Origin of the sequence: Gluconobacter kondonii (assembly GCF_002723995.1) — a bacterium.
GTDB classification, from domain to species: domain Bacteria; phylum Pseudomonadota; class Alphaproteobacteria; order Acetobacterales; family Acetobacteraceae; genus Gluconobacter; species Gluconobacter kondonii.
Genome location: NZ_BEWP01000010.1, coordinates 1 through 16,237 on the forward strand (window position 1 = coordinate 1; position 16,237 = coordinate 16,237).

A 16,237-nucleotide genomic window follows, 5' to 3' on the forward strand; every position below is an offset into this window, starting at 1 on the left:
CTTACCTCTCAATGTTCGTCAAGCACGAGACTAACGTATTCGATCCCGGACTTAAGTTGCGTAGAAATAATCAAGCGTTTCTGTATATTTATTGGGCCTTCGCAATCGATGTCGGGAAGAAGTTAGAAATGCAGAAATTATTGTAAATATTGTTCGTATAATAATTTATCCTGATGATGTCTAGAAACCAAAGAAATCGTATCTACAAGCTAAAATACTTGCGCTAAACGAGACTCTGATGCTTTGGAGATTAAATTGATAGCGGAGTCCATATCCAACATTGGTGTTTCTGAGCTTCCATATTCCCGGATAGACACGGTGCCTGCCTGTGCTTCCTTCTTCCCGACGATCAGCAACATGGGTATTTTCGCGAGGCTGTGTTCGCGGATTTTGTAAGCGATTTTTTCATTGCGCAAATCGGGCTCTGCTCGGACTCCACGTTGGCGGAGCGCTTTAATCAGATCGACTGCGTAATCGTTCGCAGCGCCGGTGATTGTTGCCACCACGACCTGAATGGGTGCAAGCCAGAAAGGCAGGTGGCCGGCATGGTGTTCAAGGAGAATGCCGATGAAACGTTCAAGCGAACCGAACAGGGCGCGGTGCAGCATGACGGGCGGATGTTTTTCTCCATCCGCGCCAATATAATGCGCGTCCAGACGCTGAGGCAGATTGAGATCGACCTGAACGGTACCGCACTGCCAGTCCCGGCCGATTGCATCACGCAGTACGAACTCCAGCTTGGGACCGTAAAAAGCGCCTTCTCCTGGATTGCGTGTGTAGGAGAGACCTGAAGCTTCGACCCCGCGCTGTAACGCTTCCTCCGAGCGATCCCAGATCTCGTCCGATCCGACACGTTTGTCAGGCCGGTCGGAAAATTTGATACGGACATTTTCGAAACCGAAGTCCTTATAGATCGAAAGCACGAGATGGCAGATCCGCTGCGTCTCGGCCTCCATCTGTTCCGGTGTGCAGAAAATATGTGCGTCATCCTGCGTGAATGCACGTACGCGCATCAGGCCATGCAACGCTCCTGACGGTTCAAAGCGATGGACTTTGCCGAATTCGGCCATCCGCAGGGGCAGGTCGCGATAGCTCTTCAGGCCTTGGCGGAAAACCTGCACGCCACCAGGGCAGTTCATGGGTTTGAGGGCATAGATGCGCCCTTCGGTTTCAGTGGTGAACATGTTCTCCCCGAATTTTTCCCAATGGCCGGAGGCCTGCCAGAGCGACAGATCCATGATGTCGGGTGTATTGATCTCCACATAGTTCTCGGCCTTCTGACGTTCGCGCAGATAAGCGAGCAGGGTCTGGAACAGTGTCCAGCCGTTCGGATGCCAGAACACCGCGCCTGGAGATTCGGCCTGGAAATGGAACAGATCCATCTCGCGCCCGAGACGACGATGATCACGCCGTGCTGCTGCTTCCTGACGCTGCTCCCAAGCGGCGAGTTCGTTGGCATCACGACAGGCCGTTCCGTGAATCCTCTGCAGCATTGGATTGCTGCGATCACCTTTCCAGTAGGCACCAGCCGTACCGAGAAGTCGAAAGGCGTGTCCGATCTGTCCTGTGCTGACGAGATGTGGCCCTCGGCAGAGATCGACGAAGTTGCCTTGTCGATAAAAGCTCAGGGTGGCATCAGCAGGCAGGGACATGATGATCTCGGCCTTGTAGGGCTGTCCATTCTCCCCGCACCAGGACAGCGCTCTCTCGCGATCCCATTCTTCCCTGACGATTGTTTCATCACGATCAATGATCTCGTGCATGCGGGATTCGATCCGGATGAGGTCGTCATCAGTAAAAGCGTGCTCAGCCGCGAAATCGTAGAAAAATCCCTGCTCCGTGGCGGGTCCTGTCGCGAGCGCGGTATTGGGAAACAGTTCACTGACGGCCTGCGCAAGGACATGCGCTGTGTCATGGCGGATCAGGGAAAGCGCCTCGGTGTCTGAACGGAAGACAGGATCAGCCAGTTGGTCACCAGCTGTGGAGGAGAGATCGTTGATAATTCCGTCCGCACGACAGGCAAGCATATCCTTTGGTTGGTGGGATGAAGGACGGGAAGAGATGGTGGTCGATAACATGAGAGAGCCTTAACGGAGAAGAGCGGCGAGGGGCCGCGGTTCATTTGGGCGCGCGTGTCGGGAGCTTGTGCTATTGCTGTGTCGGCAAGAAAGACGGGCAGACGCTGCATCGTGCGCAGACGCCCTGGACTTCGATGACCCGATGCCGGACCTGAAATCCAAGGGTCTCGGCCGCAGCGTCGATCAATTGACAGGATAGTGTATTTTCCACTGCTTGCGCGGCACCACACTGGTCGCAGATACAGTAGACAAGGCGAGAGGGATCGTTTGCCCGGATCCGCACGAAGGCATTTCGGCTTTCGAGCCGCCCCACCAATCCGCTGGCGATCAGCTTTCCGAGAGCTCGATAAATCATAGTCGGGGCGATTCGTCGGCAATCCGGATGACTGACACACCGAAGGATGTCGTAAGCCGAGAGTGGCACATCTGCCTTCGTCAGCACGTCGAGCACATCATTCCGTAAAGCCGTGGCCCGCCTTTTGAAGGCATCGCAACCTTGACGTGCGTCGCGAGACGGCGGCATGACACGCTCTATCATCGGGAAATTGTATCCATCACGAGGACCGGCCCAGGCCTTGCACCGTTTGCGATATTTGCCGGGAGACGATGAAGGCATCCGGGTTTGCCTTCAGCCGCCCCTTTAATGAACGCTACTGCGAACGGTGTCAGGGTACTGACAATACCACTCTTTGGATTTTGACTGCCGCACCACTCTGGTCCGGCGCTTCCATAGGCGCAGATCAGCCGAAGTGCATCGGGGGGCAACTCGAACGCAGTCTCCCCACGGGATGGCGTTATTAGCTGGATGTGCTGCCGGACGCCTCCTGTCAGCGCACCGAACAGTGCGGACAAGTCCCTGACATCAGTCAGGATGAGGGGAGACCAGTCCTGATGTAAAGCCGGGTTTGCAAGGGAATCTGCGATTTCCGAAGGTGTGCCGGCGAGAGTGAGAGCAGATGGGACTTGTGAGCAGTTTGTGAAAGTTCCTTCCCATGTTGCCGGAATCCGGCGCCCCCACACGACCATATCGACATCCGGTCGCTGCAGATCCATCACGACTGTCGCGTGGGCACAGGCGACCACATGCGGTGCAAGACGGCCCAGAGTACTGTTTTCCGGTGGGTCGATTGTTGGCGCGGGCCAGCTCTCAATGAATAGCATGGCGCCGAGACTTTCCTTCGGCGCGCGCGCGGGTGGAGTCATATCCGTCGAGACAGAATGTTGCTGTGAGGGAGGGGGCATGGTTCCCGAGCTTGACGATAGGTGGCGAACGTCTTTATGGTTACGTTATAACATAACATAGTCAATAGCAGATAAACTTCAATGGACACACTGATGGACGTTCCACGGCAAGTGAGAACCCGGCCGACCCGGGCTCAGGCGGAAGAGGCGGTGCGAACCCTGCTCGCCTGGACCGGTGATGATCCTGATCGCGAGGGGCTTGCCGGTACGCCTGACCGCGTGGTGCGGGCCTATGAGGAGTTTTTCGAGGGATATCATGACGACCCGGTCGCTCTTCTGGAGCGGACCTTCGAAGAGAGCGGTAACTACAACGAGATGGTGGTGCTACGCGATATCCGTCTGGAATCCCATTGCGAGCATCATATCATTCCGCTGATCGGTAAGGCGCATGTGGCGTATCTGCCCGACAAGCGGGTAGTTGGCATCAGCAAGCTGGCGCGTCTCGTGGACGTCTTCGCCCATCGTCTACAGATCCAGGAAAAACTGACGGCCCAGATCGCGGATACAATCCAGGGCGTGCTTCAACCGCGTGGCGTCGCGGTCGTGATCGACGCGGCTCACCAGTGCATGACCACACGCGGAGTACATAAGCCAGGCGTGAGTATGGTGACCAGCCGCCTGCTGGGCGAGTTCGAGACGTCGGAATCTCTGCGGCGCCAGTTCTTCACTATGGCGGGAATGGGTGGCGTGTGATGGGCACAACTGTATCTTCTGTGTCCACGGCATTTGGGTCGCGCGTCTCAATTGAGCAGGTCGAGGAGGGGAGCGATCTCGCCCCACGTTTCGACGCCAGCGGACTGCTGACCGTGGTCACAACGGACGCAGAAAGCGGTGATGTCATGATGGTTGGCGTCATGAACGCAGAGGCGCTCGCACGCACTATCGCAACCCGTGAGGCGCATTACTGGAGCCGGAGCCGTCAGTGTCTCTGGCGAAAGGGCGCCACGAGCGGGCTGGTCCAGCATGTCCTCGAAATGCGGATCGACGACGATCAGGACGCGATCTGGCTGCGCGTTCACACTGCGGGCACAGGAGCGAACTGCCATGTGGGTTATCGAAGCTGTTTTTATCGGCGTGTTGATCTCACTGCTGAGGAAGGCCTTCCGTCATCATCGGCAGCACTCCTCTTTTGCGAAACGCACAAAATATTCGATCCGCACGCCGTCTATGGCGACGCCCCAAACCCGACAAAGCTTTAGAGGAAAAATCCCCATGGATGACCAACTTCCCGTTACCGTGCTGTCCGGCTTTCTTGGCGCGGGAAAGACGACCTTGCTCAATCACGTGCTGAATAACCGCCAGGGCTATAAGGTCGCGGTCATCGTGAATGATATGAGCGAGGTAAACATTGACGCCGCTCTGGTGCGCGAGGGCGGCAGCAATCTGTCGCGTACCGATGAAAAGCTGGTTGAAATGACCAATGGCTGCATTTGCTGCACGCTCCGCGACGATTTGTTGCAGGAAGTACGGAGGCTCGCAGAGGAGCGGAAATTCGATTATCTGCTCATTGAATCTACAGGCATTGCGGAACCGCTGCCCGTAGCCGCAACGTTTGAGTTTCGTGACGAGAGTGGCGTCAGCCTGAGCGATATCGCACGGCTGGATACGATGGTGACGGTCGTTGATGCGGTCAATCTCCTGCGCGATTATTCCTCCAGCGATTTCCTGAAGGATCGGGGTGAAACGGCCGGGGAGGACGACGAGCGTGCCCTGGTCGATCTGCTCGTCCAGCAGATCGAGTTTGCGGATGTCGTGGTGATCAACAAAGTCTCCACCGCTACATCGGATCAGGTTGATGCGGCGAGGCAGATCATTCGTGCGTTGAATTCGGACGCTGATATCATCGAGACCGACATGGGGTCTGTTCCTGTTGAGCGGATCCTGAATACAGGCCGTTTCGATTACGACAAGGCACATCAGCATCCGTTGTGGTTCAAGGAACTTTACGGCTTTTCCAGCCATGTTCCTGAAACAGACGAATATGGCATCCGTAATTTTGTCTATCGTGCGCGCCGTCCGTTCCAACCAGCGGAATTCCAGGCCTTTCTTGACCGGAACTGGCCGGGTGTCGTGCGCGCCAAAGGTCATTTCTGGCTGGCCACGCGCCCGGACTGGGTAGGCGAAATGAGTCAGGCCGGAGCCCTTGTGCGGAGCGAGGCGCTGGGGCTGTGGTGGACGGCGATCCCGAAAAATCAGTGGCCGGATACTGATCAGTGGCGCGACTTCGTATTGGGAAACTGGGATCCGGTCTTCGGCGACCGTCGTCAGGAAATCGTCTTCATCGGCAATGGAGATATGGATGAATCCGGACTTCGGCAGGAACTTGATGCCTGTCTTGTTCCAGATCTCGGAGACACCCCTTTTGAGCCGTCACGCTATGCACGCCTCCCTGATCCCTTTCCGCTTTGGCGTCGCCAGTCGGAAAGCCTTGAGTCGGCCTGAACGAATTACCACACGCCATTATTGAGGAATATTTTCATGAAAACCCGAGCTGCAATTGCGTGGGAACCTAACATGCCGCTTGAGATCGATCTGGTTAATCTCGAAGGCCCGAAAGACGGCGAGGTTCTGGTCCGTATCGTGACCACGAGCCTGTGTCATACGGATATGTTTACCCTGTCGGGGCATGATCCGGAAGGACGTTTTCCATGTATTCTCGGTCACGAGGGGGTCGGGATCGTCGAGGATGTGGGTAAAGGTGTTACCTCTGTTGCTCCGGGTGATCATGTCATTCCGCTCTATATTCCCGAAGACCCGAACTGCCCGATGATCCGTTCGGGCAAAACCAATCTCTGCTCGACTATCCGCGAGACACAGGCGCTCGGTCTGATGCCAGACGGCACCAGCCGTTTTTCATACAAGGGCCGCCAGATCTTTCATTACATGGGCACCAGCACGTTCAGCGAATATACCGTGCTGCCCGAAATTGCCGTGGCGAAGATCACCAAAGAGGCGCCGCTTGCGAAAGCCAGCGTCATGGGGTGCGCCGTCCCGACAGGTATGGGAGCCGTGCGGAACGCCGCGAAAGTGGAAGCGGGATCGACTGTGGCCGTCTTTGGTCTCGGTGCGATCGGCATGGCCGTCATTCAGGGGGCTGTCATGGCCGGTGCTGCAAGGATCATCGGCATCGACACCAATCCGGCGAAGTTCCTGCTGGCCCGAAATCTGGGGGCGACCGATCTCGTCAATCCGACCGATCATACCGATCCAATCCAGAAAGTTATCGTGGAGATGACGGGTGGCGGCGTGGATTATTCCTTTGAGGCGATCGGTCGGGTCGATGTCATGCGAGCGGCCCTTGAGTGTTGCCATAAAGGCTGGGGTGAATGCACAGTCATCGGTGTCGCTGGGGCTGGCGAGGAGATCTCGACGCGGCCTTTCCAGCTGATCACGGGACGGGTCTGGCGGGGCACGGCCTTTGGGGGTGTAAAAGGGCGTTCGCAGTTACCCGGTATGGTCGATGAATGGCTGGCGGGGAAGTTTAGCGTTGACCCTTACATCACCCACAACATGACTCATGACCGGATCAATACGGCATTTGATCTTCTGCATCGGGGAGAGGCCATTCGCTCTGTCATGCATTATCAGCCGGGCGAAACCATGTCGAATGACCTACCTGGCAAAATTCTGACCGATCTTTAAGGAGACGAAATGTGGCTATGCTGAGACCAAATCCACGTGGTGATTTCCCCGTAGTTTCTGAAAGCGCCTTTATCGACCCGACCGCGATCCTGTGCGGTCATGTGATTGTCGAGGACGATGTCTTCATCGGTCCCTATGCCGTTATTCGCGCCGATGAAGCCGATGAAGACGGCCATGTCGAGCCCATCCGGATCGGGAGTGGGTCGAACATTCAAGACGGTGTGGTCATCCACTCAAAAGATGGCGCGGCCGTGACGATCGGGTCGCGCACGTCCATTGCACATCGCTCGATCATTCACGGTCCCTGCGCTGTTGGAGACGAGGTATTCATAGGCTTCAATTCCGTGATCTTCAACTGCACGGTCGAACGGGGTTGCGTGGTAAGGCATAACTCCGTTGTCGAAGACTGCGTCTTGCCGGAGCAGTTTTATATTCCGTCCACGACAACAATTCATTCGAATACAGATCTATTGACGATTACGCAGGTCACTCAGGATGCGACGGCATTTTCTGAGAGCGTCGCGGAGATGAATGTTAGTCTGGCACACTCCTATCGACGTATAGCCAATCAACTTTAAAACTTCCGTCAAGGGACGCAATTAAAGAGGTACGAACCAATTTTGGCTGAATGGGGACCTTATTCTCCTGGAAAAACCGGAGGGTTTTTAGAGCCCTCCGGTTTGTCGGTTCGGTGAACACCACGGGCGCCAGGAAATCCAGTTGGAACCGCATATCTGGCGATCATCTGCTAAGTGGACACTATCGTACCATGAGCAGTGGCCCACGAGGTTTTGCCTGACACGCCAGGATGTAGCCCGCCTTCTTGTCTGCCGCCGATAGACCGACTTCGCAACCGGTTGTGATGGTGCCTTTTATGAGCTTGACTTTGCAGTGTAGGTTGTGCCCGATAGCGAGAAGCTGATCGGATATTCCTTGGTGTCCGGCAGGTTATCTCCGTGCGACAGAACGCCGCCGAACGATTCACAGGCGATCCGTTCAGGTGAAGTCCCGAGTTCATCACACAATACAAGCGCCGCGGCGACCATAGCAACTGGGCCGCAAATACGCATATGATGATCGGCTATAAAACGGAAGGGAAGCCGTTCACCTACCAGCGGGCGTCGTCTGAACGAACGGATATCTGGCGTTTCGGCTCGCACGTGAATGATATACATGGTGCCCGCTCAGAATCCTGCGGGGCGTTTGTTTTCTTCCAACGCCGTGCATGCCGCTGCATTGTTATACGTTGTAACGATATCGTTCAGTGCGATCCTTGTGTTAACGCCGGTGCGTGCAGACCGAGTATTGATCGCTACACGAAAAAAATGATTAAAGCGCGCGGGATTAGACCATGCCGGCTGCGTCCGGCGCCTGTACTCTGCGAAGCGGCGGGCAAAAGCATTGTCTCTCTGACCAGTTAGCGGATCGCGAGACGGCACGACACAACGCTGACAGGGGTTTATTCCCAACCACTCTGTGCCACCAAGGTGAAACTCGACTTCGTCTCCAAGTCCTCCGAACAGTGCATCTTCCCAAAAAGCCGGGACGCCCCCGATCTCGATATTGGTCCGAAAGCGGGCCCGAACTTGCTCGACTGGCAACCCGAACCATATTCCAATCGTCTCTAGCGTCGCAACGCTGATGATAGTCGGACCAGGCGAATCCGTATCATCAGGATGTCCCGTAGTGGTATCCGCCCGAAGGTGGACTGGAAAACCGAAAAACCGACTTAGCCATGCCTCTATTGGTCTTGCAGTGCCATCAAGATTGAACAGAACAGTAGGCAGACCTCGACCAGAGTCATCTCGTAGGCTTACGGTCCGTTTATCAAGATCGAAACCAGCGCGGATGCGATGAATCTCTGCGTGGTTCTTGCCGTTAACCACACGCCCCTGTGCGTCAAATAGAGCCCAGCACCGGTCGTCTGCCAAGGCCCCGCTAGTAAGAACCCGCGCATTTGTGACTTCCACCGGATCCAATGATTTAATCGGAAAGATCAGAATGCGGGAGATAAACGGAACCGATCTGGTCATTTTTCATAATCTCGCGAGGAAATTTCAGATGTTAGAAACTATGTTGGAGCGGCGGATCTAATACGTCATGGCAGCCTTGTTTTGAGGACTGTATTGGTGATTGCAATGAGACGCCGTACGATAGCGACGATCACCAGTTTGTGTGGTTTACCCGATTGTTTCATGGGTTTGGAAACATCTTTCAGAAGGGTTTATGGCACGCAGTTGCCAATCCTGCCTGAAACAGGGGCTGACGGAGAAATCTTCCTCCCCTTGAAATGACACGTTTTCTATGCATCACGCCATTGTCATGAGCCATTGGTGCAAGTCCGGCCATGGCAGAGGCTTCTGTTGCCAGAATACGATCAAGTCCTGGCATTTCAAACGGATAGTGTTTCTTTTTCTAACTGATCCTGGCCACTCGGCCCCTCTGTTCTGACGTCGACATCCAAGGCTTGAATCACATCAGACCGATTTTCCAAACAGACTCTCAAGCCGTCGATGCCCGCCCGAGCCTGATCTTATACGGAAAAATGGAATAAGCGCTTGAATATAAGTGAGCGTTCACTTACCGTCCTTCCGTAAGGAGAACCCATGCCGACCTCACGCCGTTCCAGATTGTCCGCGACTGACCGCAAGCAGGCCATCCTGTCCGCTGCAGCTCCCATTTTCGCCCGGCTCGGTCGGGACGGTGCGACGACCAAGGAAATCGCCAGAGCCGCTGGTGTTTCCGAAGCTTTGCTTTATCGGCACTTTACCAGCAAGGACGTGCTTTATGCGGCGCTTGAAACTCACTGCGTTGAAGCGAATGCAGTTGGCAGCCGTATTCTCGCCGAGGTGACGCCTTCAACTGAAACACTGGTCATGGGTGTCGCCATACTCGTGCACGCAGTGTTTCCCGGTATTGGCGATGCGCAGTCTCACGAAGACACCAAACGCCTTGTGACGGCCAGCCTGCTTGGCGATGGCCAGTTCGCAAAGGCGTTCCTCGACCAGCATGTAAAGCCGTGGGTCAGCGTTTTTTCGCAATCATTCAGGGCGGCTCAAGACGCGGGAGACGTCGAATCTGGCATTCATATCGGTCATGCAGAGATATGGTTCGTCCATCATCTAGCGAATACTTTGCATCTCATCAGCCTGCCCGACATCACGGTCGTTGAATACGGCATCACACGAGACAAGCTGGTCGAGAACACTATCCGGTTTCTGTTGCGCGGGCTCGGCCTCCAGAACGCCGTCATAGACCGGCATTACGACCCGAAAAAACTCAAGATGATCATTATATCAATGGATCAGAAAATATGATGGAACCGATCAGGACTATAGGCGTCATCGGTGCAACGGGGCGGCTTGGCGCGCCAGTTGCAGCGGAACTGGCAAAACATTTTCAGGTGAGGGCAATCGTTCGTTCGCCAGACAAAGCTCGGAGGATACTGCCGCCTAATGTCGAAATCGCCCAGGCAGATCTGCGGGACATTGCGGGGTTGCACAAGGCGCTCGACGGGGTGGATGCGCTCTATCTCAACCTTGCGACCGACACGGCGGATTTGACGCTTCCCTTCTACGAAGAGAGGGAGGGTGTGCGGAACTTGATGAGCGCCATCAAAGGGTTGAATATTAATTATATTGCTAAAATCGGTGCTCTGGGCGCCTATCCTCCCGCGCTCAACACTATCAGACATAACATCGTGCCCAATATTATTCGGATGGAAGGGCACAAAATCATCGCGGATTCCGGTATTCGTCATACGTTTTTCGCGCCGACCCATTTCATGGACCTGCTCCCAAATATGATCAGCGGTCGAGCGCTCCAGTGGATCGGGAATACACACATCAAAATCTGGTGGATCAGCTCCGCCGATTATGCGCGCTGGGTGATTGAGGCGTTTCAGAATCCTGAGGCAATGCCTGTACATTGCCCCGTACAGGGGCCGGAAGCGATCTCCGTCAGGCAGGCGCTGGAGCGGTTTGTCCGAAATTATGATCCGACACTTAAAATTCGCGTGGCTCCACTTTGGATCATGCGGATGATCGGTCTTTTTAATCCGAAAATGAAGTTCGTCGCGCATTTGTTTGCGTATTTCGGGGATCACGAAGATCCGTTCTATGCCGAAAAAATCTGGCAGGAACTGGGCAAGCCCACAACGACGCTCGAGATGTTCGCGCAGGAGCTGCGGCAAAGTCGGCATTTACAACAAGGCGCGAAATGAGCGGGTCAGGGAATAAAGCGATGATCACACCTAAATGTCTGAAAGACGGCCAAACAGGACGGGTCATGCCGGTCGTAGACTTTAATCGCTGTGAGGGAAAAGACGCCTGCGTCGCCGTATGTCCTTACGACGTGTTTGAAGTGCGCAAGATCGATCCGTCCGATTATCGCGATCTTTCATTTGTGGGCAAAATCAAGAGCTATGTCCACGGAGGGATGGTCGCCTATACCCCGCATGCTGATCAATGCCGTGCTTGTGGTTTGTGTGTGAAAGCATGTCCTGAGCGCGCAATCAAATTGGTAAAAATTTGACGTTCATACAAAGATGACTGCGCATTTTTTTCTATAATCAGAATTTCTGCTGATGTAAGTCGTCATGACTCCTCGTGCTTTGGGGAAGCTATGACAGCCTATCTCTTTCTGGAGAGATTTATCTGTCATAGCTATTTTGAGCGCCCATTAAAAATCTCACTTTACATGACTACCCAATACTGATGCGACAGCATCGCGCAGCCATACTGCGGCAGGATCACGATCACTCCGGGCTGACCAGATCATCGATACTGCCGGGATACGCAAGTTCAGTGGAACGGGACGGATCGTTAAACCGAAATGCGCGGCATGTTGCTGAGCGATCCGGCTGGGAAGCGTAGCCAGAACGGGGGCGGCTGCTGCGGCAGCAAGTGCCGTCAGAAAATCTGATGCAGCGAGGACCACGTTGAGTTCCTGACCAATCTGCATCAGTGCGTCTGACAGGCATCCCTGGATGTCATCTTTCAGCGTCATGAGAACATGGGGCAATGCAAGATAACGCTCAACCGTGATTGGAGCATCCGGATCGATCAGCTTCGGGTTGAAGCAGCAGACGAGAGACTGCTCATACAACGATACCCCACAATGGCGTTCCAAACCGAAATCAAAACACCCAACTGCGATATCCAGCGCCCCCGTATCCAGTAATGTATAGACCTCACTCCGAGGAGATCCACGTGACAGCAGTCGTATTCCAGGTGCATGCCGTTGCAAATAGGCCGTCAGTTTAGGCATCAGAAAGACTTCAAGTTCGGACGAAAAGCCGAAACGAAAGATGCGCTGTTCCGTCGCAGGATCAAATTGTTCCTCAGACATCAGGATGTGCTGAGCCTGCCTTAACAACTCCGCAACATGTGACGCCATGGTTGACGCTTTGGCGGTCGGTTGCATGACAGCACCGGTTCTGACGAGCACATCATCGTCCAGTAACATTCGGAGGGTGGCGAGTGCATGGCTCATTGCGGGTTGTTGAATGCGAAGGCGTCGTGCCGCCTTTGTGACGCTGCGTTCTGAAACGAGGGCGTCGAAAGCAATCAGAAGATTGAGATCGAAGGAACGAAGATTGAAATGATCAATGGGTTTCATATTTCAAATCGATTTGTATGATGTTTGCGCGCACCCTAACGTCTGATGCGACGTAAAACAATCGTATTGAGTCAATCATGGCAGCAGCTTTTCAAGTGGGTGACGCCCGTGTCACGCGTATTCCCGAACTTCATTGGGATAACGCGCGCCCTCACAAACTGTATCCGGATATCGACGCTGAGGCACTTGCAATATTCGGTCCGTATTTGACGCCAGGATCATTTAACCCCGTGACCGGTGGGCTCGCGCAGGGAACTCATGCGTGGCTTGTTCAGGTTTCTGGTCTCAATATCCTGGTTGATACCGCCACAGGAAACGACAAGCCGTTACCTGCCGCACCGGCACTGGATCATCTGCATACGTCGTTTCTCGAACATCTTGCAGCCGCAGGCGTACAACCGGAGCAGGTTGATACCGTTCTGCATACGCATATTCATGCCGATCATGTTGGATGGAATACGCGTTTGCACAACGGAAAATGGGTGCCGACCTTTCCGAAAGCCCGTCATGTTTTCTCAGTGATTGAGGCCCGATACGGCGCCAGCAATGACGGTATTGACCCTGCTCCAGACCTACCTCCAGAGATCTTAGGGCGCCCGGACCATCGCCCACTCCCACGTGTCTATACAGACAGCATGCTCCCCGTTATCGAAGCCGGGCTGGGAGAGGCGATTATCATCGACGGTCAAGATCTTCTTGCAGGTTTCTCTTTTCATCCGACCCCTGGGCACAGCATCGATCATGCCTCGATCCGGCTGCGGTCGGATGGTGAAGACGCGTGGTTTACAGGAGATGTCATGCACCATCCTCTGCAGGTTTATCGTCCGGATCTGCGGTCCGTTTACTGCGAATTCGTTCAGCCTGCCGAGCGCTCGCGGCAGTGGCTTCTTGGAGAAGCGGCGGAAAGCGGGAGTCTCTGCTTTACCAGTCATTTCGCGGAAACGGGTGCCGGATATGTCAGGCGTCGTCCAGAAGGTTTTGCATGGGAATTTGCGCAACTAAATGTAGGAGACGCCAGATGACAAATCTGCTTATGGAAAACCTGTTCATTCCGAGTGATACGGACAATATCTCGCTTCATCTGCGCCATAAACGACGTGCAGACATCCAGATATTTGGTTCACAGCGCACTATCTTGCTGATGCATGGCGCGACGTTGCCGGCAGAAAGTCTTTTCGATGTTCCTGTTGGGGAGGGGGCATTCATGGATGTTCTCTCGCGGGAAGGATTTGACGTTTATGCGCTCAACGTGCGGGGCTTCGGAGGATCAACGCGTCCTGATGGAATGGGAGGTGCACCTGAAGCTGCGCTGCCTCAGGTCAGGACCGAAACAGCAGTACGCGATCTGAGTACTGCTGTTGACTATCTTCTCGCAACGCTTGCCATCCCACGTCTTTGCCTGATCGGAATGTCCTGGGGTGGCACGGTTACCGGCGCATATACGGCTGCTCACAATGACAAGGTGGAGAAATTAACGCTGATTGCACCGCAATGGATCAATGACGGGGTTTCTCGTCTGGATCCGGGTGGTCCAGTGCCTGCTTATCGCCGCTTTAATGTTCAGGCATTTCGCCAGCGCTGGCTTGAAGGCGCACCTGAGCAGAAACGCGAAGAGATTCTGCCAGCAGGGTGGTTTGAACAGTGGGCCGCAGTTATTCTTGCGAGCGATCCCGCAGAGCAGGATGGAGTGATCCGGGCGCCTGCGGGTGTCATTCAGGATGTGCGTGACTACTGGTCCGCAGGGAAGGCGTTTTACAGTCCCGAAAAGATCACGGTCCCGGTTCTTCTGCTTCATGCTGAGTGGGATTTGGATGTAACTACTCAGCAGATGGGAAACCTGTTTCCACGTTTTCTCAATGCCCCGTATCGTCGCTGGACGGAGATTGGGGAAGGAACGCATATGGTGGTTATGGAAAGGAACCGATGGCAGGTGCTTGAAGAAATTCTGATCTTCCTGCGGACTGCCCCTCATTCAAAGGGTTAAATTCTAGGAAGTGTCCTGATCTGCCGCGTGTTTGACCTGTTCTAGCGGGATAGACGCGATCCATCATTGAAGTGGATCTCGTCGGGATTGCTTGCAAAACGAGCTGCTTTCTCGTCCAGGAAAAATGAGCACTCTCAGGTCGCCTCGGCCGCAGCATTTCGCCTGATAGCCTGAGGCGGCTGATGGAACTCCCGCAGGAAGGCGCGTCGCATCCGTTCGGGATCATGAAAGCCTGTCATGACGGCGATGGCTTCAATGGGGAGGGTAGATCTCTCCACCTGCTCGCGTGCGGCTTCGAGACGCAGTCGTTCGACTGCTTTTGCGGGGCTCATCCCCACCGCTGCCCGGAAACTGCGAGAAAAATTTCGGGGGCTCATGCCGGCCTGACTGGCCAGAATATCCACGGTCAGGCGCTGTTCCAGGTTGGACCGGATCCATCCCAACAGTTCGGCAAAGCGTTCCTGAGGGCTCGTCATCTCGAGGAGTGCCGAGAACTGGGACTGTCCTCCGGGACGGTGATAGAACACCACCATTTGCTGCGCCGTACGACGGGCAATGTCGGCCCCAAGATCTTCGGCAATCAACGCCAGCGCCATGTCGATGCCAGCGCTGATCCCCGCAGATGTCCAGATCAGGCCATCATGAATATGAATGGCATCTGCCGAAACCCGGATTTTAGGGAACTGTGCTGCCATGGCCGGGGCTTGTTGCCAGTGTGTCGTCACACGACGGCCATCAAGCATGCCAGCTTCTGCCAGCAGGAAAGCCCCTGTACACACACTGCAGATACGTCGCGCATTTCTGGCCTGATGCCTGATAAAGTTCAGTAATTCTGGGCAGCTCATAGCCTGCCTGTGGCCTTCGCCTCCGACAACGATAAGCGTATCGAACGACCCTGCCGCCGCGAGCGGAACCGTCTCGATCGTCATCCCGGAAGACGACCGGACCAGACCACCATGGTGGGACAGGGGCGTCATCTCATACGGAGCCGCCCCAAATCCTCCGGCAAGCTCGAAGGCTGCCGTCACTCCGGCAGCGTCGAGCAACTGGAAGTCTGGATAGAGAAGAATACCGATCTGTCTGGTCATGGCTTGAAATGAGGGATCGTTGTCCTTTCGTCAAATGCTCTTTTGGAAAACACTGACAGGTCTCGGATCAACTCGTGATCCGTCCCCGAACCAGAGGCGGAATTCCCTATGTCCCGACCCCCATTGCCTCCCTTCAATGCTGAAACGGCTGCTCAGAAAGTCCGCCTCGCGGAAGATGCCTGGAATGGCCAGGATCCTGAAACGGTGGCGCAGGCCTATACGACCGATAGCCAGTGGCGCAATCGCCTGGAATTCATCCACGGACGAGAGGACATCGTGGCGTTCCTGACGCGCAAATGGGAGCGCGAGCAGGAATACCGCCTCATCAAGGAACTCTGGGCTTTTCAGGAGAACCGGATCGCGGTCCGCTTTGCTTATGAGTGGCAGGATCAGGCCGGACAGTGGTTCAGGTCCCATGGGAACGAGAACTGGGAGTTCGATGAAAACGGGTTGATGCGTTACCGCGCAGCGTCAATCAACGACCAACCCATTTCGGCGACCGACCGTCTGTTCCGCTGGCCTGAGGGACGGCGTCCGGACAGTCACCCCGGTCTTTCGACGCTAGGATTGTAACTGTCCGGACG

General features: G+C 54.9%; 19 protein-coding genes. 11 read left to right on the forward strand and 8 right to left on the reverse strand.

What is annotated here, in order from left to right; all coding sequences use genetic code 11:
* Positions 1-209: 209 nt before the first annotated feature.
* From thrS to GKO01_RS11270, 3 genes are all read right to left on the reverse strand, one after another.
* Positions 210-2,078, reverse strand: coding sequence for a threonine--tRNA ligase (gene thrS / locus GKO01_RS11260; RefSeq protein WP_086649800.1), 1,869 nt, complete (start codon positions 2,076-2,078; stop codon positions 210-212).
* 70 nt (positions 2,079-2,148) lie between these two features.
* Positions 2,149-2,694, reverse strand: a complete 546-nt coding sequence (locus tag GKO01_RS11265) for a Fur family transcriptional regulator (protein WP_348537215.1) — start codon at positions 2,692-2,694, stop codon at positions 2,149-2,151.
* Positions 2,613-3,239 carry a DUF1826 domain-containing protein gene (locus GKO01_RS11270; RefSeq protein WP_158093578.1) on the reverse strand — a complete coding sequence of 209 codons (627 nt, stop codon included), beginning with the start codon at positions 3,237-3,239 and terminating at the stop codon, positions 2,613-2,615. The genes GKO01_RS11265 and GKO01_RS11270 overlap by 82 nt, the downstream gene beginning before the upstream one ends.
* Before the next feature lie 174 nt (positions 3,240-3,413).
* Here GKO01_RS11270 and folE point away from each other — a divergent pair, with 174 nt between their 5' ends.
* Genes folE through GKO01_RS11295 form a run of 5 tightly spaced genes read left to right on the forward strand, consistent with a single transcriptional unit; the run spans position 3,414 to position 7,540 of the window.
* Positions 3,414-4,013: a GTP cyclohydrolase I FolE gene (folE, locus tag GKO01_RS11275; protein ID WP_233142725.1), complete on the forward strand. Its 600-nt coding sequence runs from the start codon at positions 3,414-3,416 to the stop codon at positions 4,011-4,013.
* On the forward strand, positions 4,013-4,519 hold the full coding sequence (gene hisI, locus GKO01_RS11280; RefSeq protein WP_086649803.1) for a phosphoribosyl-AMP cyclohydrolase: 507 nt from the start codon (positions 4,013-4,015) through the stop codon (positions 4,517-4,519). Before folE ends, hisI begins: the two co-directional genes overlap by 1 nt.
* A gap of 13 nt (positions 4,520-4,532) precedes the next feature.
* Positions 4,533-5,762 carry a zinc metallochaperone GTPase ZigA gene (zigA, locus tag GKO01_RS11285; RefSeq protein WP_099287159.1) on the forward strand — a complete coding sequence of 410 codons (1,230 nt, stop codon included), beginning with the start codon at positions 4,533-4,535 and terminating at the stop codon, positions 5,760-5,762.
* 36 nt (positions 5,763-5,798) lie between these two features.
* Entirely contained in the window at positions 5,799-6,962 is a 1,164-nt protein-coding gene (locus GKO01_RS11290) for an S-(hydroxymethyl)glutathione dehydrogenase/class III alcohol dehydrogenase (RefSeq protein ID WP_099287160.1), read from the forward strand.
* A gap of 17 nt (positions 6,963-6,979) precedes the next feature.
* Entirely contained in the window at positions 6,980-7,540 is a 561-nt protein-coding gene (locus GKO01_RS11295) for an LbetaH domain-containing protein (protein WP_077804060.1), read from the forward strand.
* A 294-nt stretch (positions 7,541-7,834) separates the two neighbouring features.
* Here GKO01_RS11295 and GKO01_RS11300 read toward each other — a convergent pair whose 3' ends face one another.
* The 3 genes from GKO01_RS11300 to GKO01_RS16540 form a co-directional block, all read right to left on the reverse strand.
* Complete coding sequence (locus tag GKO01_RS11300; RefSeq protein WP_063904072.1) at positions 7,835-8,137, reverse strand: ferredoxin reductase domain-containing protein; 303 nt, start codon at positions 8,135-8,137, stop codon at positions 7,835-7,837.
* A 9-nt stretch (positions 8,138-8,146) separates the two neighbouring features.
* The gene (locus tag GKO01_RS11305; RefSeq protein ID WP_063904071.1) at positions 8,147-8,995 is read right to left on the reverse strand and encodes an MOSC domain-containing protein; all 849 of its coding nucleotides are present in this window, start codon (positions 8,993-8,995) and stop codon (positions 8,147-8,149) included.
* A 181-nt stretch (positions 8,996-9,176) separates the two neighbouring features.
* Complete coding sequence (locus tag GKO01_RS16540) at positions 9,177-9,353, reverse strand: transposase (RefSeq protein WP_077804061.1); 177 nt, start codon at positions 9,351-9,353, stop codon at positions 9,177-9,179.
* A 215-nt stretch (positions 9,354-9,568) separates the two neighbouring features.
* Between GKO01_RS16540 and GKO01_RS11315 the strand changes: the two genes are divergently transcribed.
* Genes GKO01_RS11315 through GKO01_RS11325 form a run of 3 tightly spaced genes read left to right on the forward strand, consistent with a single transcriptional unit; the run spans position 9,569 to position 11,495 of the window.
* Positions 9,569-10,279, forward strand: a complete 711-nt coding sequence (locus GKO01_RS11315) for a TetR/AcrR family transcriptional regulator (RefSeq protein ID WP_077804062.1) — start codon at positions 9,569-9,571, stop codon at positions 10,277-10,279.
* On the forward strand, positions 10,276-11,184 hold the full coding sequence (locus tag GKO01_RS11320; protein WP_077804063.1) for an SDR family oxidoreductase: 909 nt from the start codon (positions 10,276-10,278) through the stop codon (positions 11,182-11,184). The genes GKO01_RS11315 and GKO01_RS11320 overlap by 4 nt, the downstream gene beginning before the upstream one ends.
* 20 nt (positions 11,185-11,204) lie before the next feature.
* The gene (locus tag GKO01_RS11325; protein ID WP_064275570.1) at positions 11,205-11,495 is read left to right on the forward strand and encodes a 4Fe-4S dicluster domain-containing protein; all 291 of its coding nucleotides are present in this window, start codon (positions 11,205-11,207) and stop codon (positions 11,493-11,495) included.
* A gap of 156 nt (positions 11,496-11,651) precedes the next feature.
* On the opposite strand, the gene GKO01_RS11330 is transcribed toward GKO01_RS11325, so the two are convergent.
* Entirely contained in the window at positions 11,652-12,581 is a 930-nt protein-coding gene (locus GKO01_RS11330; protein ID WP_063904067.1) for a LysR family transcriptional regulator, read from the reverse strand.
* A gap of 77 nt (positions 12,582-12,658) precedes the next feature.
* Between GKO01_RS11330 and GKO01_RS11335 the strand changes: the two genes are divergently transcribed.
* Complete coding sequence (locus GKO01_RS11335) at positions 12,659-13,603, forward strand: MBL fold metallo-hydrolase (RefSeq protein WP_099287161.1); 945 nt, start codon at positions 12,659-12,661, stop codon at positions 13,601-13,603.
* The gene (locus GKO01_RS11340; RefSeq protein ID WP_077804065.1) at positions 13,600-14,565 is read left to right on the forward strand and encodes an alpha/beta hydrolase; all 966 of its coding nucleotides are present in this window, start codon (positions 13,600-13,602) and stop codon (positions 14,563-14,565) included. The genes GKO01_RS11335 and GKO01_RS11340 overlap by 4 nt, the downstream gene beginning before the upstream one ends.
* A 134-nt stretch (positions 14,566-14,699) precedes the next feature.
* Here the strand turns inward: GKO01_RS11340 and GKO01_RS11345 are convergent, their stop codons facing one another.
* Complete coding sequence (locus GKO01_RS11345; protein WP_063904064.1) at positions 14,700-15,653, reverse strand: GlxA family transcriptional regulator; 954 nt, start codon at positions 15,651-15,653, stop codon at positions 14,700-14,702.
* A gap of 108 nt (positions 15,654-15,761) precedes the next feature.
* On the opposite strand from GKO01_RS11345, the gene GKO01_RS11350 reads away from it, so the two are divergent.
* Positions 15,762-16,226 (forward strand): nuclear transport factor 2 family protein, encoded by a 465-nt coding sequence (locus GKO01_RS11350; RefSeq protein ID WP_063904063.1) that lies wholly within the window; start codon positions 15,762-15,764, stop codon positions 16,224-16,226.
* The last annotated feature ends 11 nt before the right edge of the window (positions 16,227-16,237 follow it).